Source organism: Streptomyces rubradiris, assembly GCF_016860525.1.
In the GTDB taxonomy this organism is placed as follows: domain Bacteria; phylum Actinomycetota; class Actinomycetes; order Streptomycetales; family Streptomycetaceae; genus Streptomyces; species Streptomyces rubradiris.
The window spans coordinates 5,558,576-5,580,074 of the sequence record NZ_BNEA01000015.1 but is presented as its reverse complement, the minus strand read 5'-3'; the positions used below and the strand labels follow the sequence as shown (position 1 = coordinate 5,580,074).

At 71.4% G+C, this 21,499-nt stretch carries 19 protein-coding genes; 9 read left to right on the top strand and 10 right to left on the bottom strand.

Annotation, left to right across the window (positions count from 1 at the left end):
• Positions 1 to 293: 293 nt before the first annotated feature.
• The 3 genes from Srubr_RS38035 to Srubr_RS38025 all read left to right on the top strand — a co-directional run bounded on the left by Srubr_RS38035 (position 294) and on the right by Srubr_RS38025 (position 3,004).
• Positions 294 to 1,250, top strand: coding sequence for an arabinan endo-1,5-alpha-L-arabinosidase (locus Srubr_RS38035; protein ID WP_189996808.1), 957 nt, complete (start codon positions 294 to 296; stop codon positions 1,248 to 1,250).
• Between the two features lie 138 nt (positions 1,251 to 1,388).
• Positions 1,389 to 2,126 carry a VOC family protein gene (locus Srubr_RS38030; RefSeq protein WP_189996809.1) on the top strand — a complete coding sequence of 246 codons (738 nt, stop codon included), beginning with the start codon at positions 1,389 to 1,391 and terminating at the stop codon, positions 2,124 to 2,126.
• A gap of 134 nt (positions 2,127 to 2,260) precedes the next feature.
• Positions 2,261 to 3,004, top strand: a complete 744-nt coding sequence (locus Srubr_RS38025) for an intradiol ring-cleavage dioxygenase (RefSeq protein ID WP_189996810.1) — start codon at positions 2,261 to 2,263, stop codon at positions 3,002 to 3,004.
• Positions 3,005 to 3,075: 71 nt separating this feature from the next.
• Here the strand turns inward: Srubr_RS38025 and Srubr_RS38020 are convergent, their stop codons facing one another.
• Together Srubr_RS38020 and Srubr_RS38015 are read right to left on the bottom strand one after the other, a co-directional pair.
• Positions 3,076 to 3,291 (bottom strand): hypothetical protein, encoded by a 216-nt coding sequence (locus tag Srubr_RS38020; protein ID WP_189996811.1) that lies wholly within the window; start codon positions 3,289 to 3,291, stop codon positions 3,076 to 3,078.
• Between the two features lie 97 nt (positions 3,292 to 3,388).
• Positions 3,389 to 3,847 (bottom strand): RrF2 family transcriptional regulator, encoded by a 459-nt coding sequence (locus Srubr_RS38015; RefSeq protein WP_181794554.1) that lies wholly within the window; start codon positions 3,845 to 3,847, stop codon positions 3,389 to 3,391.
• A 75-nt stretch (positions 3,848 to 3,922) separates the two neighbouring features.
• On the opposite strand from Srubr_RS38015, the gene Srubr_RS38010 reads away from it, so the two are divergent.
• A complete protein-coding gene (locus Srubr_RS38010; RefSeq protein ID WP_189996812.1) occupies positions 3,923 to 6,874 on the top strand; it encodes a glycoside hydrolase family 35 protein in 2,952 nt (983 codons plus the stop codon).
• A gap of 14 nt (positions 6,875 to 6,888) precedes the next feature.
• Here the strand turns inward: Srubr_RS38010 and arfA are convergent, their stop codons facing one another.
• Genes arfA through Srubr_RS37985 form a run of 5 tightly spaced genes read right to left on the bottom strand, consistent with a single transcriptional unit; the run spans position 6,889 to position 12,542 of the window.
• Complete coding sequence (gene arfA / locus Srubr_RS38005) at positions 6,889 to 8,409, bottom strand: arabinosylfuranosidase ArfA (RefSeq protein ID WP_189996813.1); 1,521 nt, start codon at positions 8,407 to 8,409, stop codon at positions 6,889 to 6,891.
• A gap of 14 nt (positions 8,410 to 8,423) precedes the next feature.
• On the bottom strand, positions 8,424 to 9,386 hold the full coding sequence (locus tag Srubr_RS38000; RefSeq protein ID WP_189996814.1) for an arabinan endo-1,5-alpha-L-arabinosidase: 963 nt from the start codon (positions 9,384 to 9,386) through the stop codon (positions 8,424 to 8,426).
• A gap of 17 nt (positions 9,387 to 9,403) precedes the next feature.
• Positions 9,404 to 10,243 carry a carbohydrate ABC transporter permease gene (locus Srubr_RS37995; protein WP_189996815.1) on the bottom strand — a complete coding sequence of 280 codons (840 nt, stop codon included), beginning with the start codon at positions 10,241 to 10,243 and terminating at the stop codon, positions 9,404 to 9,406.
• Positions 10,240 to 11,187, bottom strand: coding sequence for a carbohydrate ABC transporter permease (locus Srubr_RS37990; RefSeq protein ID WP_189996816.1), 948 nt, complete (start codon positions 11,185 to 11,187; stop codon positions 10,240 to 10,242). The genes Srubr_RS37995 and Srubr_RS37990 overlap by 4 nt, the downstream gene beginning before the upstream one ends.
• Positions 11,184 to 12,542 carry an extracellular solute-binding protein gene (locus Srubr_RS37985; RefSeq protein WP_189996817.1) on the bottom strand — a complete coding sequence of 453 codons (1,359 nt, stop codon included), beginning with the start codon at positions 12,540 to 12,542 and terminating at the stop codon, positions 11,184 to 11,186. Before Srubr_RS37985 ends, Srubr_RS37990 begins: the two co-directional genes overlap by 4 nt.
• A gap of 209 nt (positions 12,543 to 12,751) precedes the next feature.
• On the opposite strand from Srubr_RS37985, the gene Srubr_RS37980 reads away from it, so the two are divergent.
• The gene (locus Srubr_RS37980; protein WP_189996818.1) at positions 12,752 to 13,414 is read left to right on the top strand and encodes a toxin-antitoxin system, toxin component family protein; all 663 of its coding nucleotides are present in this window, start codon (positions 12,752 to 12,754) and stop codon (positions 13,412 to 13,414) included.
• Positions 13,411 to 14,730 (top strand): MAB_1171c family putative transporter, encoded by a 1,320-nt coding sequence (locus Srubr_RS37975; RefSeq protein ID WP_229926749.1) that lies wholly within the window; start codon positions 13,411 to 13,413, stop codon positions 14,728 to 14,730. The genes Srubr_RS37980 and Srubr_RS37975 overlap by 4 nt, the downstream gene beginning before the upstream one ends.
• Before the next feature lie 10 nt (positions 14,731 to 14,740).
• Here the strand turns inward: Srubr_RS37975 and Srubr_RS37970 are convergent, their stop codons facing one another.
• Both Srubr_RS37970 and Srubr_RS37965 read right to left on the bottom strand, forming a co-directional pair.
• Positions 14,741 to 15,586, bottom strand: coding sequence for an SMP-30/gluconolactonase/LRE family protein (locus Srubr_RS37970; RefSeq protein WP_189996819.1), 846 nt, complete (start codon positions 15,584 to 15,586; stop codon positions 14,741 to 14,743).
• Complete coding sequence (locus tag Srubr_RS37965; protein ID WP_189996820.1) at positions 15,583 to 16,356, bottom strand: IclR family transcriptional regulator; 774 nt, start codon at positions 16,354 to 16,356, stop codon at positions 15,583 to 15,585. The genes Srubr_RS37970 and Srubr_RS37965 overlap by 4 nt, the downstream gene beginning before the upstream one ends.
• A gap of 117 nt (positions 16,357 to 16,473) precedes the next feature.
• Here Srubr_RS37965 and Srubr_RS37960 point away from each other — a divergent pair, with 117 nt between their 5' ends.
• Positions 16,474 to 17,064: a hypothetical protein gene (locus Srubr_RS37960; protein ID WP_189996821.1), complete on the top strand. Its 591-nt coding sequence runs from the start codon at positions 16,474 to 16,476 to the stop codon at positions 17,062 to 17,064.
• Between the two features lie 147 nt (positions 17,065 to 17,211).
• Here the strand turns inward: Srubr_RS37960 and Srubr_RS37955 are convergent, their stop codons facing one another.
• Positions 17,212 to 18,543: a tetratricopeptide repeat protein gene (locus tag Srubr_RS37955; protein WP_229926750.1), complete on the bottom strand. Its 1,332-nt coding sequence runs from the start codon at positions 18,541 to 18,543 to the stop codon at positions 17,212 to 17,214.
• 1,193 nt (positions 18,544 to 19,736) lie between these two features.
• Here Srubr_RS37955 and Srubr_RS37950 point away from each other — a divergent pair.
• A complete protein-coding gene (locus Srubr_RS37950; protein ID WP_189996822.1) occupies positions 19,737 to 20,651 on the top strand; it encodes a radical SAM/SPASM domain-containing protein in 915 nt (304 codons plus the stop codon).
• A gap of 67 nt (positions 20,652 to 20,718) precedes the next feature.
• Positions 20,719 to 21,459 carry a protein kinase family protein gene (locus Srubr_RS37945; protein ID WP_229926751.1) on the top strand — a complete coding sequence of 247 codons (741 nt, stop codon included), beginning with the start codon at positions 20,719 to 20,721 and terminating at the stop codon, positions 21,457 to 21,459.
• Positions 21,460 to 21,499 lie beyond the last annotated feature (40 nt).

The following is a 21,499-nucleotide window of genomic DNA, read 5'->3' as shown; positions in this document are numbered from 1 at the left end:
ATCGAGCTGGGGAATCCGGACAAGGCCGTGGACATGAGCACTCCGCTGCTCGATGAGCCGCCGACCGGCCTTACACCCAACCGCTTGGGACGTATGTTCATCGACATAGACCGCCTGCGCCCGAGAGGGGAGGCAGGGGGCTTGATCCAGGCGCGGGGCGAAGGGCGAAGTCGGAGTCACCCCTGTGAATCCCTGTCAGAACCGTTGACTCGTTGACTCATCGCTTCTACGGTCCCGTCCGAGCTGGCGATCGCTGTTCGATATCGCGAACACTCCAGGAAGAGGGAGCCGCAATGAAGCGCACCGCACTCCTCGCCGTCCCCGCCGCCCTGCTGCTCGCGCTCGTGCCGGGCACCGCCTCCGCGTACCCCAACCCCGGCACGGTCACCGGCAGCACCGTCGTGCACGACCCGACGATGATCCGTACCTCCGGGGGCCGTTACCTGCTCTACGCCACCGGCGGCGGCCTGGGCCACAAGACCTCCACCGACCGGATCTCCTTCACCGCCGGCGCGGACGCCTTCGGCACCAAGCCGTCCTGGTGGTCGTCGTACGCCACCGAGGCCTGGGCGCCGGACATCTCGTACGCCGGCGGGAAGTACCTGATGTACTACGCCGTCTCGAAGTTCGGCGAGAACACCTCGGCGATCGGCCTGGCCGGTTCCACGACCGGGCTGCCCGGCTCCTGGACCGACTACGGCGTCGTCTACACCTCCAACGCCGGCAGCGACTACAACGCCATCGACCCCAACCTCTTCGTGGACGACGACGGCAAGTGGTGGCTGTCCTTCGGCAGTTGGTGGACCGGCATCAAGATGATCCGCATCGACCCCGCGACCGGGAAGCAGTACGCGGGCGACACCAAGCGCTACTCCCTCGCCGCCCGGCCCACCGGCAGCAAGGCGGTCGAGGCCCCGTACATCGTCAAGCGCAACGGCTACTACTACCTCTTCGCCTCCTACGACGTCTGCTGCGAGGGCACCAGCTCGACGTACAAGGTGAAGGTCGGCCGGGCGACCTCGGTCACCGGGCCGTACTACGACAAGAACGGCGTGGCGATGACGAACAACGGCGGCACCCCGGTCCTGGAGTCCCACGGCAACGTCATCGGACCCGGCGGGCAGTCCATCATGCACGACACCGACGGCGACCTGATCGTCTACCACTACTACGACGGCAACGCGGGCGGCACCCCGAAGCTCGGCATCAACCTGCTGAACTGGTCGTCGGGCTGGCCGGTGGCCTACTGACCCGCACAGCCGGCCGCCGACAAGCCGTTCCGCGCCGTCCTCGTGGCGACTCGGCCCGTAGGGGCCACGGCCCCGGTGCGGGCCACACCACGCGGCACTCCGGCCGCGATCTCGGCGGCGGCTTCTAGGATCTGCGGCATGCCATCAAGACTCGTGCAGATCAACATGAAGGCCCGTGACGACTCCGCGCTCGGCCGGTTCTGGGCGGAGGCACTCGGTTGGGGGGTCGACAGCGAGGGGCCCGGCGTCACCAACCTCGAACCCGTGGGTTTCTCCTACCCCGACCCCGCGGCCGTCTGCGTCGACATCATCGCCCGCCCGGAACCCAAGACGGTGAAGAACCGGGTGCACCTCGATCTGGCCACCACCTCGACCGCCCATCAGGCCGAGTTGGTCGCCCGCCTGAAGGATCTCGGCGCGACGCCCGCCGACGTGGGTCAGGGGGACGTCCCCTGGACCGTGATGGCCGACCCGGAGGGCAACGAGTTCTGCGTCCTGGAGCCCCGCCCGGTCTACCAGGACACCGGGCCGGTCGCGGCGGTGGTGGTCGACTGCGCCGATCCGCGCGCCATGGCCCGGTTCTGGGACCAGGCGATCGACTGGACGCTGCACGAGGTCACCGACGACCTCGCGGTCATGCGCTCCGCCGACGGCGTCGGCCCGTACCTGGAGTTCGTCCGCACCCCCGACACGAAGAGCGTATGGAACCGCGTCCACCTCGACATCGCCCCCTATCCCGGTGACGACCTGGCGGCAGAGGGAGCCCGGCTGCGCGCCCTGGGCGCCACCGATCCCGGCATCGATCAGTCCGCGCTCTCCTGGACGGTCCTGGCCGACCCGGAAGGCAACGAGTTCTGCCTCCTCACTCCTCGCTGACCCCGGGCGACGGCACCGGCCCCGGTCCGCCGCCCCGCGCCGTCGGGAAGTCGGCCGGACCGCGCGCTTGACGGTTCCGCACTTTGCCGAACTGACAGCTCGCCGACAGGTGGCGTCCCTACGGTGCCGTGTCCATGACAGACACCTCTGATGCCCGGAAGATCGGGCGCCGTACCGTGCTGGCCGCCGCCGGCGGGGCCGCCGCCGCGTTGACCGTGGGGGCCGCGGCTCCCCCGAAGGACCCGGGCGGCACGCGGAACGCCGCCGCGGTGTGCACGCTCACCACCGAGATGACCCAAGGTCCCTACTACCTCGACGGCGCCCTCGTCCGCGCCGACCTCACCGAGGGCAAACCCGGCATCCCCCTGAAGCTCGCCCTGACCGTCGTCGACGCCGCCTGCGCCCCGCTCCCCGGCGCCCTCGTGGAGCTGTGGCACGCCGACGCGCTCGGTGAGTACTCCGGCTTCGTGGGCGCCAACGGGCACCAGGAGCCCGACGACCGCACCTTCCTGCGCGGCGGTGTCCTCACCGGCTCCGGCGGGGTCGCCAGGTTCACGACGATCTACCCGGGGTGGTACCGGGGCCGCTGCGTGCACATCCACGTCAAGGTGCACACCGGCGTGACCGTGACACCGGACGGCCACTTCACCGGCGGCTCGACCGTCCACACCGGCCAGCTCTTCTTCGACGAGACGGTGACGGCGGCCGTCGCCAAGGTCTCGCCGTACTCCACCAACACGGTCCCGCGCACCACCCTCGCGCAGGACTCCGTCTACGACGACCGGGGCGCCCGCTCCGGCCTGCTCACCCTCACCGCCCTCGGCGGCTCCGCCTCGTCCGGCTACACCGGCACGCTCACGCTGGGGGTGGCGGACTGACGGCCGGCCGGGGCGGGAGGGGGCACCCTCGGGCGCCCTCGCCTCCTCCCGCCCCGGCCGGGGGTACTCGCTCAGCGGCCCTGGATGCCCAGCGGGAGCAGGTTGTTCAGGGAGGTGGCCGGGTTGCCCGCCTCCAGTGAGCCGAGGAGGCCCGACAGGAGGGAGACACCGGGGGCGCCGGCGGCGGGGAGGGGGGAGCGGACGGCGTCGGCGGCCCCTGCGGCGGGGGCGGCGGTGGCCAGCAGCGCGGTGGCCAGGGCGGAGGCACAGGTGAGTTGCTTGATCATGTCCGCCCTAACGAACGGCACGGGCGGCGGGAAACGCGCCGGTCCCCCGGTCGGCCCAGTCCCGCCCGGCCCAGTCCCACCGGGCCGGTGCCGTCCCTCACGGGTTCTCCCACGCCGCCGGTTCCGCCGCCAGCGCCCGGACCGGCTCGGGCAGGGCGTCCGCCGCGAGGTCGGCCACGGTGACGCCCTCCAGGATGCGGCGGACGTTGGCGCGCAGGGCGATCCACAGCGGCAGCAGCGGCCGGGCCGTGCCCGTGTAGGCGAGGCCCGTCGGGCGTTCGCCGCGCACCGACACGATCGGGCCGTCCACCGCCCGGATCACGTCGGCCACGGTGACCGAGGGGGCCGCCCGCGCCAGCCGGTAACCGCCGCCCCCGCCACGCCGGCTGTCCACGATCCCGGCCCGCCTGAGGTCGCCGAGGATGCCCTCCAGGAACTTGTGCGGGATGTCCTGCACGGCGGCGATTTCCTCTGCTTTCACCGGGCCGTTACCCTGCCGTACGGCCAGCTCCAGTACCGCCCGTACCGCGTAATCCGCCCGTGCCGAGATCCTCATGGATCCATTGTGGGGCGTCCCGCCATGGAGAATGGCCGGACCCGCGCCCCCTAGGACCGCCCGGGAGGACCCACCTTGGCGCTCAGCAGACGTTCCTTCAGTGCCCTGGCCGGCTCCGCCGCGCTCGGGCTGGCCCTGGGCGGCAGCGGCGGCCCCGGGGCCCCCTCCGCGTACGCGGGCGGCAGCGCGCCGACCGGTCCGGCACCGGCCCCGCCGCGCGCCGACGGCACGCGGCACACCATCGGCTACGACCGCTACTCGCTGCTCGTGGACGGGCGGCGGCTGGTGGTGTGGTCCGGCGAGCTGCACCCCTTCCGACTGCCCAGCCCCTCGCTGTGGCGGGACGTGCTGCAGAAGATGCGGGCGCACGGCTACAACGCCGTCAGCGTCTACGTGGCCTGGAACTACCACTCCCCCGCGCCCGGCCGCTACGACTTCTCCGGCGTCCGGGACCTGGACCTGTTCCTGCGCATGGCGGCGGAAACGGGGCTGTACGTCATCCTGCGGCCGGGCCCGTACATCAACGCCGAGGTCGACGGCGGCGGCTTCCCGGGCTGGCTGACCGCGACCGAGGGCACGGCCCGCACCGACGACCCCACGTACCTGTCGCACGTCGACGAGTGGCTGACCCAGGTGAACCGGATCGCCCGCCGGCACCTGTTCACCCAGGGCGCCGGCACGATCCTGCTGTACCAGATCGAGAACGAGTACGACGCCCACCCGGCCGACGCCACCGGCCGGGCGTACATGTCGCACCTGTACAAGAAGGTCCGGGCCGACGGGATCGACGTCCCGCTGTTCCACAACGACAAGGGCAGGAACGGCTACTGGATCCCCGGCTCCTTCGACACCGGCGGGGAGAAGGGCGGCTGGCTGTACGGCTTCGACGGCTATCCCTCGCCGTTCAAGACCCCCCCGGACTGGGGGCATTTCGGGCCCGGCGGGCCGAAGGGCGGGGCCACCGCCTCGCCGAGCACGCCCGGGTTCGTGCCCGAGTTCGGCGGCGGCTGGTTCGACCCGTGGGGCGGGGCCGAGTTCGACGGCAAGGGGTACGCCGAGTCGCGGCGCACCCGGGACGCGGCCTACGAGCGCCGCTTCTACCTGACCAACCTGGCCAACGGCCTCACCCTGCACAACGTGTACATGACGTTCGGCGGGACCTCGTGGGGCTGGCTGCCCGCACCGGTCGTCTACACGTCGTACGACTACGGCGCCGCCATCGACGAGGCCCGCAACGTCACCGAGAAGATCGCCCCGATGCACCAGCTCGGGCACCTGCTGCAACGCGTGCCCGACTTCGCCAAGCTGGACCGGGCACCGGACGTGCGGGCCGAGGGGCTGAAGGTCTACCACCTCGCCAACCAGGACACCGGCGCGCACGTGTACATCGCCCGCAACGACGGCACGGAGGCGGTCACCACCGACCTGCCGACCGACGCCGGCACGCTGCGCGTCACCGTGCCCGGCAAGGACGCCAGGCTGCTGACCACCGGGCTGCGGCTGGGCCGGCGCAAGCTGAAGCACTCCACCGCCTCGCCCATGCTGTGCCTGACGACGGGCCGGCAGGACATCGCCGTGTTCACCGGGCCCCGCGGCGAGATGGCCGAACTGGTCCTGAAGTCCCGGTCCGAGCCGTCCGTGCAGCGGCTGGACCCGGAGGGCGGCTGGGCCTACGACCGGGGCGAGCTGCACGTCAGCGCGCCCCTGGGTGAGGACGGGCTGACCCGGATGCTGGTGCGGAAGGGCGACAGCGACACCCCGCTGCTGCTGCTCTTCGCCGACGACGCCACCGCCGTCCGCCTGTTCCCGTACGACACCCCGTCCGGGACCCTCCTGGTGTACGGCCCGGCGCTGCTGCGCCACGCCGAGCTGCGCGGCTCCGAGGTGCACCTCACCGGTGACCTGAAGGAGTCGACGAGCCTGGAGGTGTGGGCGCCGCGCGGGATCGACACCCTGGTCTGGAACGGGCACCGGGTGACCACCCGGGTCACCCTCTCGGGCTCCCTGATGTCCAGGGGCTCGCTGCCGGGGGTGCCCGAGGTACGGCTGCCCCGACTGGGCGGCTGGCGCATGCGGCGGGAGAACCCGGAGGCGGGACCGGGCTTCGACGACTCGTCGTGGAAGGAGGCCGACAAGACCTCGTCGTTCTCCACCACGGCCGTCCCCGAGGGGCAGCCGGTGCTGTTCGCCGACGACTACGGCTTCCACTACGGCGACGTCTGGTACCGGGGCACCTTCACCGACAGCACCGACATCGAGGAGGTCGCGCTCGCCTACAGCACCGGCACCCAGGGCCTGCTGATGGCGTGGCTGGACGGCGAGCCGCTGGGCACGCACCGGATGCCCGTTCCGGACAAGAAGACGGTCCGCCAGGGCAGTTGGGCGGACACGGCGGTCTTCCCGGTGCGCGAGCCGCTGCGCTCCCCCGGCCGGCACGTGCTGTCGGTGCTGGTCCGGCGGATGCAGCACGACCAGGACGGCAAGGCGCTCGACACGCACAAGGTGGCCCGCGGGCTGACCGCGGTCACCTTCAAGGGCGGCGCGCCGAAGGTGCGCTGGCGCATCCAGGGCGAAGGGCCCGCCGACCCGGTGCGCGGGCCGCTGAACAACGGCGGTCTGTACGGCGAGCGGCACGGCTGGCACCTGCCCGGCTTCCGGGACGGCGACTGGGAGAGGACGGAGTTCCCGCGCGCGGAGCGGTACCAGGGCGTCACCTGGTACCGGACCGCGTTCCGGCTGTCGGTGCCGGCCGGCGTCGACGCGTCGATCGGGCTGACCCTGGACGACGACCCGTACCGGGCCTACCGCGCCCAGCTCTTCCTCAACGGCTGGAACCTGGGCCAGTACATCAACAACGTCGGTCCGCAGCACACGTTCGTGCTGCCGAACGGCATCCTGCGCACCCGGGGCACCAACACGCTGGCGCTGGCGGTCCTGTCGGAGTTCACCACGCTGTCGGGCCCCGGGTCGGTGCGGCTGACGCTGCTCGGCGCCGCGAGCGGCGGCGTGCCCGTCACACCGGTGTGATCACACCGGCCCGGTCACGCCAGCCTGATCACGTTCCAGGACAGCGGCTCCAGTACGGCGGTGAGGGTGCCGTCCGCCAGGGCGGTGCCCTCCACCGGGTGCGGGGTGACGCGTTCGGGGTCGGTCAGGGTGTTGCGGGCGTCGGGATCGGCGTCCGCGAGGGCGGTGTGCTCGGTGACGGTGGTCAGCTCCAGCCCGTTCAGCGCGACTTCGAGGGGCAGCGGCTCGGTGCGGCTGCGGTTGACCGCGAACACGGTGACGGTGCCGTCGTCCGCGCGCACGGCGGTGGCGTGCAGCAGGTCGGTCTCGCCGTACTTCTTCGTCTCGTACGTCGGCGACTCCACGCGGACGTCCAGCACCTGGCCGCGGCCGTACCTGGAGGCCTGCGCGAACGGGAAGAACGTCGTCTGCCGCCAGGCCGGGCCGCCGGGCTCGGTCATGATCGGGGCGATGACGTTGACGAGCTGGGCGAGGCAGGCCACGGTGACCCGGTCGGCGTGCCGGAGCAGGGCGATCAGCAGCGAGCCGAAGACCACGGCGTCGGTGACGCTGTAGTTGTCCTCCAGCAGGCGGGGCGCCTCGGGCCAGTCGGACAGGTCGCGGGTCTCGGAGAACTCCACCCACTTGGTGAGGTACCAGACGTTCCACTCGTCGAAGGAGAGGTTGATCTTCTTCTTCGACTTCAGCAGCGCGCCCACGTGGTCGGCCGTGGCGACCACGTTCTCTATGAAGGACTCCATGTCGACGGCCGAGGCGAGGAAGGAGTCCACGTCGCCGTCGACGGGCTCGTAGTAGGCGTGCACCGAGATGTAGTCGACCAGGTCGTACGTCTCCTTCAGGACGGTGGCCTCCCACTCGGCGAAGGTGGGCATGGCCTGGCTGGAGGAGCCGCAGGCGACCAGTTCCACGCGGGGGTCCTGCTGGCGCATGGCGCGGGCGGTCTCGGCGGCGAGCCTGCCGTACTCCTCGGCCGTCTTGTGGCCGGTCTGCCAGGGGCCGTCCATCTCGTTGCCGAGGCACCACAGCCGGATGCCGAAGGGGTCCTTGTCGCCGTGGGCGGCGCGCAGGTCGGACAGGGCGGTGCCGGAGGGGTGGTTGGCGTACTCCTGGAGTTCCAGGGCCTCGGCGACGCCCCGGGTGCCGAGGTTCACCGCCATCATGGGCTCCGCCTGGGGGCCGACCTTCTTCAGGAACGCGATGTACTCGGACAGGCCGAAGCGGTTGGTCTCGGTGGAGTGCCAGGCCAGGTCGAGCCGGCGGGGACGGTCCTCCACCGGGCCGACGGAGTCCTCCCACTTGTAGCCGGAGACGAAGTTGCCGCCGGGGTAGCGGATGGCGGTGACGCCGAGTTCGCGGACCAGGTCCAGCACGTCGGTGCGCAGGCCGTCGGCGTCGGCCGCGGGGTGGTCCGGCTCGTAGACGCCGGTGTACACGCAGCGGCCGAGGTGTTCCACGAAGGAGCCGAAGAGTCGGGGGTTCACCTCGCCCACGGTGAAGGCGGGGTCGAGGGTGAAGCGGGCGGTGTGCTTGCTCATGGGTTCCTTCCGGGTCACTTGAGAACGGGCCAGCCCGTGCGCCACCGGAGCTCGTTGAGCCCCAGCTTCGGGGTGCCGTCGTCCGTCGCGTCGTAGTAGTGGTAGGCCAGCCAGGTCTTGCCGCGGGTGCGGAACACCGACTCCCCGCCGGGGCCCGTGTAGCGGCCGTGGCCGGCCAGGAGGAGGTCGCCGCCGCCGTCGAGCATCGGTTTGCCCGTGCTGTCGGTGTACGGGCCCGTCACCGACTTGGAGCGGCCCACGCGGATCTTGTACGTCGAGTCCACGCCCGCGCAGCAGGTGTCGTAGGAGGCGAAGAGGTAGTAGTAGCCGCCGTGGCGGACGATCGCCGGGCCCTCCACGGCGTACGGGGCGTCGGGGCGGGTCGCCAGGTGGTGGACCGGGGCCCCGGGGAGCGCCTTGCCGGTCCGCGGGTCCAGTTCGGTCATGCGGATGCCCGTCCAGTACGAGCCGAACGCCAGCCAGAGCCGTCCGTCGGCCCGGATCACGTTGGGGTCGATGGCGTTCCAGGTGTCGGTCTTCTCCGAGGTGAACGCCGGGCCGTGGTCGGTCCAGGTGCCGGGCAGGCCGGTGGGCGAGGTGGCGACGCCGATCGCGGAGTGGTTGGTGCCCCAGGAGGAGACGGCGTAGTAGAGCCAGTAGCGGCCGTCGCGGTAGGTCAGGTCGGGGGCCCAGGGGTCGGCGGTGGAGTTGTAGTCGTGCCACCAGGCGGGCGGGGTGGTGAAGGCGTTGCCCGCGTCCGTCCAGTGGCGCAGGTCGGTGGAGAGACGGGCGCCGAGGACGCCGCCGGTGGAGTAGGCGACGTACCGGCCGTCCTTCAGCCGGTGGACGGTGGGGTCGTGGACGGTCTGCTGCCCGGTCAGGGGCAGCGGGTCGGGGTACGCCGGCGCGGCCGAGGCCGTGGCGGGGAGCAGGGCGAGGGCGGTGGCCGCGAGGACGGCGGCGAGTCGGAGTCTCAACGCGGGGGCTCCTTGCGTCACTGGCCGGCCAGGCCGGTGTGGGCCACGCCCCGCACGATCTGGCTCTGGAAGAAGACGAAGACGATGATCAGCGGCAGTCCGGCGATCAGGCCGCCGGCCATCAGCTGGGGCCAGACGATGCCGAAGGCGTTCTGCACGGTGGCGATGCCGTTGGGCATGGTCATCAGGTCGGGGTTGTTGGTCACCATGTACGGCCACAGGAAGTTGTTCCAGGACGCGATGAAGGTGAAGATCCCGACCGCGGACAGCGAGGGCTTCGACAGGGGCAGCACGATGGTGAAGAAGATCCGCCAGCGGCCGGCGCCGTCGATGAACGCGGCCTCCTCCAGCTCCCGGGGCAGGCCCTGGAAGAACTTGTAGAGGATGTAGACCATCGCGGCCGGGGCGCACTGGGGCAGGATCATGCCCCAGTAGGTGTCGACCATGCCGAGCGACTGGACCGTGGTGAACAGCGGGACGCCGAGGATCGCCGGGGAGAACATCAGGCCGGCCATGGTCAGGCCCATCAGGGCGCCCTTGCCGCGGAACTCGGTGCGGGCGAAGCCGTATCCGGCGAGGGCGGCGACCAGCAGCACGATCACCGTGACGGACACGGAGACGACGACGGAGTTCACGAACCAGTTGGGGATGTCGCCCGCCCGGAGGACCTCCTTCCAGGAGTCCAGGGTGACGTGCTCGGGTATCCAGTGCGGCGAGGTGACGGACTCCGTCGGGGACTTCAGGGAGGTGGACAGGGCCCAGGCCAGGGGGGCGAGCCAGATCAGGGAGAGGGCCGCGGCGACGGCCGTGAGCGCGATCTGGGCGGGGGGCCAGCGGCGGGCGGAGCGGGTGGTCATCGGGTGGCCTCCTCGCGGCTCTTCAGCAGCCACATCCGGGCGAGCGCCACGGCCGCGATGATGACGAACAGGACGAAGGAGATCGCGGAGGCGTAGCCCACGCGGTAGGTGGTGAAGCCCTGTTCGAGGGTGTACTGGACGAAGGTGCGCGTCGATTCCTCCGGTCCGGGGCCGAACTGGTACATGACCACGGCCTGGTCGAAGACCTGGAGGGAGGCGAGGACCTGGAGGGCGACGACCAGGCCGGTGATGGAGCGCAGGTTGGGCACGGTGATGTACAGCATCCGCTGCAGGGCGTTCGCGCCGTCGAGTTCGGCTGCCTCGTACAGGTGCTGCGGGATGTTCTGCAGGGCGGCCAGGTAGAGCAGGAAGGAGAAGCCGACCGTCCACCACAGGGTGGCGACGACGACGGCGAGCATGGCCGTGGACTTCTGGGTGAGCCACGGTGTGTCCAGGCCGAGGACGTGGTTGACCATGCCGTTGGTGGGCTGGAACAGCCACCACCACAGGTTGCCGATGACGGCCGAGGGCAGCAGGAAGGGCGCGAAGAAGCACAGCCGCCACAGCCACTTGAAGTGCGTGGTGTGGTGGGCGATCAGGGCCATCAGCAGGGCCACGAGGACGATCAGCGGGACGACGTACAGCGTGAACTGCGTGCTGTGCCACAGGGAGTCCCACACGAGCGGGTCCCGCAGTGCCTCGCGGTAGTTGGCGAGGCCGACGAAGCCGGTGTGGTCGCCGGAGATGTTGGCGTCGGTGAAGCTGAGGTAGAGGCCGCGGACGACGGGCAGGATGACGAACAGCCCGTAGAGGACGAGGAACGGGGCGACGAACCAGCCGCCGTGCTGGAGGCGGCGGGACCAGCGCAGCCGGGTGGAGTCGGTGCCGGCGGCGGCGCGGGGGCGGGCCGTGCGGCCGGCCCTGGTCAGTGCCGTACTGCTCATGCGGCGGCTCCCTTCAGTTCCTGGGCGGCGGTCCGCCCGGTCATCGGGTTCTTCGCCGCGAGCAGCTGCTCCAGCAGGGACTTCAGGCGGCGGGCCGCCTTGTCGGGGGCGGTGGAGCCGAGGTTGGAGGAGGCGATGACCGGGCCGAGGCGCTGGGCGAGGATGCCGGTGGAGCCCGCGAACCAGATGTGCGGCTCGTTGGCCTGGTGGTCCATGGCGGGCCGGGAGTACTCGTTCTGCGGGGTCAGCTCGCGGTAGCCCGGGTCCTCGAAGGTGGGCAGGTAGGCGGGGATGTGCCCGCCGAGCGCCCAGGTGGTGGCGTGGGTGACCATGTAGGCGGCGAGGCGGTAGGCGCCCTCGTCGGCGGCGCCGCCGCGGCCGGCCCGGTGAGGCAGGACGAAGGAGTGGGACTCGGCGTGGGTGGCCGGGGTGCCGAAGACCGCGGGGAGCGGCTGGGCGCCGTAGTCGACCTTCTCGCCGGTGAAGTAGGGCACCGACCAGTTGCCCTCCCAGGTGAAGGGGGAACCGGCGAGGAACGCCTCGGCGTCGGTCTCGCCCGGGGTGACGTAGCCGTCGGTGACGTGCTTGCGGAAGAACTCCAGGACCTCGGTGGCCTTGCCGGTGTCGAAGGTCAGGTCCGTCTGGGCGGCGTCGAAGTAGGTGCCGCCGAGCTGCTGGTAGAAGGCGACGAAGAACCACCAGCAGAAGTTCTGGTCGTTGGCGTGCAGGCCGAGGGTCTGCTGACCCCTCTTCAGCTGCTTCCTGGCCTCCTTCAGGACGGCGAACCAGTCGTCGGTGGAGGTGACGGCGGGCAGCCGGCCGGCGGAGTCCAGCAGGCCGGCCCTGCGGCACACGTCCTTGCGGTAGAAGCAGAGCTGGACGTGGATGTCGAGGGGCAGGGCGTAGAGCTCGCCGTCGACGACGCCGCGCTTCCACAGCACCGGGTTGAAGTCGGCCTCGCGCACCCCGTACTCGGCCAGCAGTCCGGTGTCCCAGGGGTCGAGGAGGCGTCCGGGGGCGAAGCCGGGGACGCGGCCCTGGTGCATGACGGCGAGGTCGGGGGCGCGGTTGCCGGCGGCGGCCATGGCGAGCTTGGTGTAGTAGGGGCCGCCCCAGGTGAGGGTGGAGTCCTTCACCGCGGTGCCGGGGAACGCCTTGCGGAACGCGTCGACCATGGCGACCTGGTTGGCGCCGTCACCGCCCTGGAAGAGGTTCCAGTAGCGCACCCGGGTGCGGGCGCCGGTGGCCAGCGCGTCGGCCCCGCTGCCGAGGGCGGCGAAACCGAGGCTCGCGGCCGTCACCAACCCGCCCGCGGCGCCGAGGAAGTGCCTGCGGTTCAGGCCAGGTTGTCCCATACCTTGCCCCTACGTTCGATATGTCGAATGATGCCCGTAACTTCGAACGGGACCGTAGATTCCCCGCGCGTGCACGTCAATGGGTTGGACAAAGCTCATAGGTCGTTTCACGTTGAACGACGTTTGGGGGAACGCATGACGCGGGCACATCCGTGCGCGTACCCTCGGACCAGCCATGACCGGGCCGGACACGGTACGAAGGGGGGCCGATGGGCATCGCGGGCGCGCGACAGCGGCTGACCGGACTCACCTCCCGGCTGCTCCGCCCGCGCACCGGTCCGGCGATGCGGGAGCTGGCCGGCGACCTCTCCGCCGCCGTCCGCGCCCGGCCCGAAACCCCGCAGGACATACGGCAGTTGTGCCACGCGCTGTGCGAGGAGATGACCGCGCTGCGCGCCGGACGGCCGGTCGAGCTGCGGTTCGAGCGGTTCCCGGACGAGATCGAAGTGACCGGACTGTGGGTCGAGTTCGCCGACTTCGACCTGATCATCGTGGAGGAGCGGGCGGAGGACGTGCAGCAACTGGTCATCCTGGGGCACGAACTGTGGCACCTGCACGCCGGCCACCGCCACCACCACCTGGCCGGGGCCGCCGCGGCCCGCGCCCTCGCCGACGCCCCCGGCTGGCGGGAAGCGGCCCTGACGGTGGCCGCCCGCAACGGCTCCCGGGAGACCGACGAGGCCGAGGCGGACCACTTCGGGCACCGCCTGGCCACCCTGTTCCGCGGCCACCTGGCCGGCACCCGGCCCGCCCCGCCGGACCCCCTCCAGCGCTCCCTCGGCTACCGCGGACGCGAACGGGCGGGCGGCCCGGACGGGCGGGCCGCGCCGGCGGCGGACCGGCGGTCCGGGAAGGGGGGAGCCGCGCGGTGAGACCGCCGGTCTTCCTCTGCGAGTTCTCCGTCTCCTTCTGGCTCCCCGCGGCCGTGCTGGTCACCGCCCTGGCGATCAAACTGCCGACGATCATCCGGCTGTGGCGGGACCCGCTGCTGCGCACGGTCGGCACGCTGCTGCTGCTCGCCTGCGCGGTGTTCGTCTTCAGCGCCCCGTCCACCGTCGCCCTGGTCAACGGGCTGACCGGCGTGCCCAACATCTCGGCGCCCTGGTGCTACTCGCTGATCACCGCGCTGTGCGCGAACGGCCTGCTGCTGCTCATCACCTGGCGCAACGGCCCCTCCGGCCGCCCGGCCGGCACCCGCCGCGCGCGCCGCTGGGTGCTCTCGGTGTACTCCGGCGTGATCGTCGCCCTGTGGGTGCTGTTCCCGCTCGCCGACACACCCGTGGAGCGGCTGCGGGACCTGGACACCTACTACGCGACCACGCCGTTCGTCCGCGAGGGCATCCTTCTCTACCTCCTCGCGCACGCCGTGGCCTGCCTGATCAGCTCCCGGCTGATCCGGGCCTGGGTGCGCCTTCCGGGCCTGGACGCCTGGCTGCGCCGGGGACTGAGGCTGCTGGGCGCCGGGTACGCGCTGGACCTGGTGTACAGCGCGGCCAAGCTGACCGCCGTCGGGGCGCGCTGGGCCGGGCGGAACGCGGACTGGCTGAGCACCGACCTGGCGCCGGCCGTGGCCGCCGTCGCCGCGATCCTCGTGGCCGCCGGGTTCGTCCTGCCGCACGCCGGACAGTATCTGCGCGACCGGTGGCGGGTCCGGCTCGCACACTGCGAACTGCGGCCGCTGTACCGGCTGTTGCGGTCGGTGAGCGGGGCGGGACTGCCGTTCGTGCTGCGCGCCACGCCCGAACTGCGGCTCACCCGGCGCGAGACGTTCATCCGGGACGTGCTGCTGCCGCTGGCCCGGCGCATCGACACCGGGCTGTGCGGGCGGGCGTACGACGCGGCGCTCGGGCTCGGCCATCCGCCCGAGCGGGCCCGGGCGCTGGCGGCGGCGGTGTGCGTGCTGGACGCCGTCGAGACGGGTACGCGTGCGCGGCCCGGGCCGGGGGGCGGCGGGGCCGACACGGCGAATCTGCTGCGGGAGATCGGTGCGGTGTCGCGTGCGCTGCGGAGACCGGCCGACATCGAGGCGGTGCGGGCTCGGGTGGCGGGGGTGTGCTGCGGTCGGCCGGGGGCGGGTGTCGTTCGGCGGGGAGACGGGGGTGTGCTGTCGTCGGCCGGGTGCCGGTGCCTTGTGGCTGAGCGCGCAGTTCCCCGCGCCCCTTTGGGGCGCGGCAGCTCACGGAGTTGAGAAGCGGCCCTCAGCCCTCGAACGGCGGCTGGGGCAGGCCCTTGCCCGCGTTCGGGATCACCAGCAGGGAGCCCGACAGGGGGTGCGGGGCGTCCAGGCCCGTGCGGGCCGTGGTGACGTAGAGGTCCGTCAGGGCGGGGCCGCCGAAGGCGCACGCCGTGGTCCGGGGGGTGGGCAGGGAGATGACGCGGTCCAGCGTGCCGTCGGGCGTGTAGCGGCGGACCGCTCCGCCGTCCCACAGGGCCACCCATACGCAGCCGTCGGCGTCGACCGTGAGGCCGTCCGGGTAGCCCGCGCCCTCCTCGATCTCCACCAGCGGGCGGCGGTCGCGGATGCCCTCGGAGTCGTAGTCGAACACGTCCACGCGGCGCGTCGGGCTGTCGACGTAGTACATGAGGCGGCCGTCGGGGCTCCAGCCGGTGCCGTTGCTGACCGCGACGTCGTCCAGCACCGTCCGCGCGGTGCCGTCCCCGGTGAGCCGGGACAGCGTGCCGCCGCCGGCCGCCTCGTCGTAGCGCATCGTGCCCGCCCACAGCGAGCCGTCCGGGGCGACGGCCGCGTCGTTCGCGCGGCGGCCCGGGACCGGCTCGTGGTGCAGCCAGCGGAACGCGCCGTCGGGGTCCAGCAGGCCGACGCCGTCGCGCAGGTTCAGCACCAGGCCGCCACCCGCGCGGGGCTTGGCGGCGCCGACGTGCTGAGGCGTCGTACGGACCGTGCGGCGGCCGGTCACCGGGTCGTAGGTGTGCAGCCGCATGCCCAGGATGTCCAGCCACAGGAGCGTGCCGGTCGCCGGGTCCCAGGTCGGGCCCTCACCGAGCGTCGCCTCCGCCGCCACCGCCACCTCGTACGCCGTCATGCCGCGCTCCTGTGTCCCAGCCGCTCCGACAGTTCCGCCGCGCCCTTGGCGGCCAGCTGCTCCAGCTCGGCCCGGCGCTCGTCGCTCCAGCGAATCATAGGGACGGAGATGGACAGCGCGGCGACAACCTGGCCGGTGCGGTCGCGGACCGGCGCGGCGACGCAGGAGACGTCGGGGTTGGACTCGCGGCTCTCCACGGCGATCCCGCGCTCCCGGATCTCCGTGAGGGCCGCCCGCAGCGCGGACGGTTCGGTGATGCTGTTCGGCGTCATCGCGGCCAGTTCGGCGTCGTCCGGGATCCGCGCGGCCAGCTCCGGCCCGGGCAGCGAGGCCAGCAGCATCTTGCCGACCGAGGTGCAGTGGGCGGGCAGCCGGCGGCCGGCGGCGGAGACCATGCGGACGGCGTGGGTGGAGTCGACCTTGGCGATGTAGATGACGTCGGTGCCCTCCAGGATGGCCACGTGCACCGTCTCGTCACAGGTCTCGGCGACCGAGCGGGCCACCTGCTGGCCCTCGGCGGCGAGGTCGAGCTGCTCGGCGTAGCGGCTGCCGAGCTGGTACGGGCGCACGCCGAGCCGGTACCGTCCGGGCTGGCCGGGGACCGGCACGATGTACGACCGTGCGGCGAGCGTGGTGACCAGCTCGTGCACGGTGGTGCGCGGCAGCTGGAGCCTGCGCACGATGTCGGGGGCGGAGAGTGTCCCGTCCCCGTCGAGGAACAGCTCAAGAATGTCGAGAGCCCGGGTCACGGCAGGCACGAGGCGTCCCACGTCCGGCCCCCTCCCTTGGTGTTGGCGCCCGTGGTGATATCCGGGTCGGAATGTTCGAGATATCAACAGGCGATCGGCATGACGAACACAGGCTAGTCAGGGAAGGGTGCGCGGGCAATGGGCGGGGGCCGGACCGGGCACGATGGACCCATGGAACTCGACTTCCAGCTGGTGCTGCTGCGCCGCATGGCCGACCACAACCCGGACCTCGTGGATCAGGCGCGGCGACGGCTCGGCGCGTCGGCGGCGGACATGCGGGAGGCCAACAAGCGGTGGCAGGCGATGGTCCGCTCGCCGCGGGGCCGGGGTGCCGCCGCCCGGTACCGGGCCGTCCTCGGCGCCCCCGAGTCCGTGGTGCCGCGCCGGATCGGCGACCTGGACTGCGAGGCCCGGCGGTGGGCCCTGCCGCTCTGGCCCGACCTGCGGTTCGAGGTGCTGGCCGGGCCGGACGGCGGGGTGTGGCACGAGTGGCTGGTGCGGGCGCCGGACGCGCCGGGCCCGCGCCTCGACACCCTGGAGGACCTGACACCGTGGTCGTGCACGGTGGACGAGGCCGCCCGCGCCTTCGCCCCCGCCCGCCCGCTCCAGGGCACGGCCCCCACCCGGTCGGGCCTGGCCCTCACCGCCCCGGACCGCGACGGCGTACGGCACGAACTGGTCGCGGAGTTCACCTGGGGGCTGCTCCAGCGGACGGCGGTCCTCGGCTGAGCGGGTCGCCGGATCGACGTCGTGCATGGCCGAGCGGATCTGCTCCACGTTGACCGACGGGCGGGCTACCGCGCGCTCGCACTCGGCGACCAGCTCGGCGTGACGCTTTGGCGGCATGGGGAGGCTTTCCGCCGTTGCGCAGTGTGTCTACACAGCAGCGGGCTTCACCTGCTGTGCCCGCTCGTACAGCTCGGCAGCCCCAGGGTGCCGAAGGTGGGGCTTGATCAGTTTCCGCATGTTCCTGAACCGCGCGTCAGCTCGGCCGGAGCGAACCAGCGGATAGTCGTCCAGAGCCCTGTTCCAGGACGTGAGGGCTTCCTCAAGGTGACCCATCTGTAGCTGACGCTCGGCCTGGATGGCGTGGAAGCGCACGGTCGTACGGCGATAATGCGAGTGCCGTAGCTGGTTGCTGGTCCGCATGGCTGCCACCGATCCGGCTACGTCGCCGAGTTCGTACCGGACTTGCGCGATGTGGTAGTGCAGTGTGGCGGGATCGTAGGAGCCGAAGGTCTTGCCGCGCGACTCGGCACGGTCCATCGCCGCTTCGGCTTCGCGGATGCGTCGAAGAGCAGTAGCGCGGTCTCCGATCTGTGCGGCCGAGTGCGCTTGTTGACCGGTCAGGAAGGCGAGCATACGAGGGCCGGCCTTCGGCGCGGCGGTGGCTGCGGCGTCGGCCAGTTCCATGGCTCGCCGGCCGTGGCCGAGGTCGATGGCCTGAACGCTCATCCCCCGGAGCGTGGTGCAGTAAGTCAGGTGATCCTCGGCGGCCCCCGCCAGTTCGAGGGCCTTCAGGTAGTACTTCTGCGCCAGGCCGTGAAGCCCTTCGTCCACGGCCATGTACCCGGTGAGGTAGCACAGGTCGGAAGCGGCGGACAGCATCGCTTTCCGTACGTCCTCGGGGGCGTCCGCCCGAAGGCAGGGCGCGACAGTGTTCACGAGGAACGAGGCGGCCATCGGGCGCGCGGTGCGGCCCCCGAACTGGTCGTCAAGGTCGGACAGCTTCTCGGTCATCTGAATGACCATGTCGACTTCGCCTGATCCGATCCGAAGCCCCTTGCCACTCTTCACGGCCTCAGCGCGGCCTACGACGTCCGGCCATCCGGGGATCGTGAGCGCAACAGAGTAGAGACCGGCCCCGAGGACGCTTCGGCGGGACGGATCCATGTCAGTCCTTCCGAGATCTACCAACCCCTCCACGGTACTTGACGGGGACGGCACACCGTGCGGAACGGGGAGGCCGGCCTCGGCGTGCGTGATCTGGCGACCCAGGCGGCGGGAGAGTGCTTCCAGGATCAGCGGTCGTACCTTCTCGACGGGCGTGTGCCCACCGAGCCACTTGCTGACATTGCTCTTGTCGCTGCGGACGCTCACCCCGGCCTCGCCTCCGGCCCGGTTGACCGCCGTGGCCAACTGCCCCAAGGTCCAGCCCGCTTCCGCGAGAAGACGCTTCAACCCCTCGTTCGGCCGCCGCTCGGTCATGTCCCACTCCCGGACTTTCCACGCTTTCAACTCTCGCCGACTGCGCAACAGTACCGCTGGGGGTCATGACTTGGTTACGTAGAGCGACAACACCAGCGAAAGGTCACGGTATGTCTGCGCAACAAGTAGCTGAAGTGATCCGCCTCGAACCGATCGCCGTCGAGGGGTGCCGGGTCTGTGCGGTCAACTCGCGGTCTCGGGCAATCGCCCGGGACGCGGGTGTGCCCACGGCCGTGGCGTACTGCGACGCGGAGATCAGGAACCATCCGCACCGGTCCCCCATCGTTCGCCGCCCGCTCCGCGCGCTGGGGATCGCCGCATGACGGCCCCCGTCGCGGTCAAGGTGGATCACGCACCGGTTGACAGTCGTCTCATCTGCGCCGCTCTCGGCAAGGCACGCCCGGCGGTCCTCGTCCTCGGCAGCTCCGTCAGCGTGCGGGACGGCAGCGAGCAGATTGGCGACCACCTCCACCGACGCACTACCGACTGGAGGGCGGCACGGTGATGCGGCGCGGTGGTGTGACAGCCGAGGACTTGCTGGACGCTTGGCTGTACGAAGCCGATCCGGTGGCCGGTTGCCGGAACTGCGCTGCCGAGAAGCGCAAGCTCGACCAGGCCGTGGAGGCCGGTGACCGACGCGCCCGGTTCGCGGCTGCCCAGGCCATCCGGCAGTGCGGACACGGAACCGGGGCGTGACCACCGCCCCGGAACGCCCCCGGAAGAAGCGCCCGGCCGACCGAAGACCGTTCGACCGCCCTCGGCCGGTCCGCTTCGGCGAATGGTGGGACTCCATCGCGGACCTGTGCCCCACCTGCTTCGGGCACCGAGAGGTCTGGTGCCCCAACTGTGCTGGCTTCGGCGGCTGTCGGACATGTAACCGCAGAGAACGAGTGCCTTGCCCCCACTGTGCGGGCGGAAAGGTTCAGGCTTTCAGATGGTGAAACACGCCCGGCGCGGTTGAAGCGAGTCCTGCCCGGCGCCGGCTACCGGTTCAAGGTCCGGAAACGGCCCTGGAACGTGGCCGTCGGTGGGCCTCACCTCATCGCCAACCGCACCCTCTGAACTCCCCTTCCCGGCGTGACGAGCCGCCGGGCAGGGGCATCCGTCCCGGCCGCGCCCAGGGGACCGCGTGGCCGGGGCGGAATCCACCGCAACACCTCTGTTCGGCAACGACCAACCAGAGAGGTACACGCATGACCGCCATCGCGGAGACACCACTCATCACGACCACCACTACCACCGGCTTCGTGTGGCTGGACCTCACCCGGAAGTGTCAGCTCGACTGCGGCCACTGCCACAACGGCTCCGGGCCGACCGGGACACACGGCACCATGACCGCCGAGGACTGGAGGCGCGTACTCGACGAGACCGCCGCAGCCGGCATCCCCCACGTTCAGTTCACCGGAGGCGAGGTCACCCTGCACCCCGACGCGCCCGCCCTGGTCGACCACGCCCTGGCCCTGGGCCTTGGCGTCGAGGTCTACAGCAACATGGTGCACCTGAACGCCGACTGGTGGGCCCTGCTCCAGCGAGACGGCGTCAGCCTGGCGACCTCGTACTACGGCTCCGAGGCCACGCACAACACGATCACGCGGCGGAACAGTCACGCGCGAACGCGGGCGAACATCGCGAGGGCGGTGAGGGAGGGCGTCCCGATCCGCGTGTCCGTGATCGTCTCCGATCCCGCCGATACCGGCGACGGCGTACGACAGGAGCTGACGAACCTCGGCGTCAAGAACGTGCGCGTCGACCACGTCCGGCCCTTCGGGCGGGCGGCGAACGGGCAGCAGCCGTGCGCTGACGGCTTGTGCGGGCGGTGCGGGGACGGGCGGGCGTCCGTCGGCCCGGACGGCAAGGTGTCGCCGTGCGTGTTCTCCACCTGGATGGGCGTAGGGAACGTTCACGACGCACCGTTCGGCGCTGTCCTCGGCGGCCCCGAGATGGCGCAGGCCAACGAGGTCATCCGGCAGGCGACGCGCGGCGTTTCGCCCTCTCGTGGCTGCGGTCCGAATAGCCCATGCGGTCCGGACAATGAAAGCGACGAGGGCCCCGACAACGGGGAATGCACCCCCGGCTATCCGGGCAGTTCGTGTTCCCCGAGGAACTGAGCGGCATATGAACGCAGATACTCCAGAGTCCAGGATTCTTCCGTTCATCCGGCGGCACACGGGGGAGGTGAGCAGTATCCGGCGGACCGAGCGGGGGTTCAGCTCGGATCTGACCGCCCTTGTCGACTGCGAGAAGGGTCGGTTCTTCGTCAAGGCGGTCCGCAATCGTGCGGGGGGACGGCGTACGTCGCTGATCCGGGAACAGATGATCAACGACTACACGAGTCCTGTCTCGCCGCCCCTGCTCTGGGAGGTGGAAGACGACTGGCTGGTCCTGGGATTCGAGGCGGTACAGGCCCGGACGGCGGATTTCGCGCCCGGCTCGCCGGACGTGCCGAAGGTGGTCGATCTCGTCCGCCGGATCGGGGGGCTGCCTCTGCCCCCGGTCGCCGAGCACTGGACCGAGACCCGGTGGGACCGCTTCACCGCAGATCCCGCCGAGGCATCGTTGTTCCGGGGTGACTCCCTGCTGCACACGGACATCAATCCGAGCAACTTCCTGATCGGCTCCACGCGGAACTGGGTGGTGGACTGGGCCTGGCCGACCAGGGGCGCGGGATTCATCGATGTCGCCCTCCTGGTCGTGCAGCTCATCGCGGCCGGCCACGATCCGGGTGACGCCGAACGGTGCGCCACGCGGTGCCCCGCATGGCACCAGGCACAGCCCGGGGCGGTGGACGCCTTCGCGGCGGCCGGCCTGCGCATGAACCGGGCCTACGCGGAACGCAATCCTGAGGCCGAGTGGGTGAAGGCCATGGTCTCCGCCTGCCAGGCATGGACGGATCACCGCGGAATCGTCGTCAGCTGACGAGTGCACGGGGAAAGCCCCCCGGCCTTCGGGAGTTGGG

Excerpts from the sequence above, each read along its gene's own strand:
- Srubr_RS38030 (WP_189996809.1), top strand. The coding sequence starts at position 1,389 with ATGCCATCAAGACTCGTGCAGATCAACATGAAGGCCCGTGACGACTCC.
- Srubr_RS37955 (WP_229926750.1), bottom strand. The coding sequence starts at position 18,543 with ATGACCGAGCGGCGGCCGAACGAGGGGTTGAAGCGTCTTCTCGCGGAA.
- Srubr_RS37950 (WP_189996822.1), top strand. The coding sequence starts at position 19,737 with ATGACCGCCATCGCGGAGACACCACTCATCACGACCACCACTACCACC.
- Srubr_RS37980 (WP_189996818.1), top strand. The coding sequence starts at position 12,752 with ATGGGCATCGCGGGCGCGCGACAGCGGCTGACCGGACTCACCTCCCGG.
- Srubr_RS38020 (WP_189996811.1), bottom strand. The coding sequence starts at position 3,291 with ATGATCAAGCAACTCACCTGTGCCTCCGCCCTGGCCACCGCGCTGCTG.
- Srubr_RS37985 (WP_189996817.1), bottom strand. The coding sequence starts at position 12,542 with ATGGGACAACCTGGCCTGAACCGCAGGCACTTCCTCGGCGCCGCGGGC.
- Srubr_RS38015 (WP_181794554.1), bottom strand. The coding sequence starts at position 3,847 with ATGAGGATCTCGGCACGGGCGGATTACGCGGTACGGGCGGTACTGGAG.
- Srubr_RS38025 (WP_189996810.1), top strand. The coding sequence starts at position 2,261 with ATGACAGACACCTCTGATGCCCGGAAGATCGGGCGCCGTACCGTGCTG.
- Srubr_RS37990 (WP_189996816.1), bottom strand. The coding sequence starts at position 11,187 with ATGAGCAGTACGGCACTGACCAGGGCCGGCCGCACGGCCCGCCCCCGC.
- Srubr_RS38035 (WP_189996808.1), top strand. The coding sequence starts at position 294 with ATGAAGCGCACCGCACTCCTCGCCGTCCCCGCCGCCCTGCTGCTCGCG.
- Srubr_RS37970 (WP_189996819.1), bottom strand. The coding sequence starts at position 15,586 with ATGACGGCGTACGAGGTGGCGGTGGCGGCGGAGGCGACGCTCGGTGAG.
- Srubr_RS37995 (WP_189996815.1), bottom strand. The coding sequence starts at position 10,243 with ATGACCACCCGCTCCGCCCGCCGCTGGCCCCCCGCCCAGATCGCGCTC.
- Srubr_RS37960 (WP_189996821.1), top strand. The coding sequence starts at position 16,474 with ATGGGCGGGGGCCGGACCGGGCACGATGGACCCATGGAACTCGACTTC.
- arfA (WP_189996813.1), bottom strand. The coding sequence starts at position 8,409 with ATGAGCAAGCACACCGCCCGCTTCACCCTCGACCCCGCCTTCACCGTG.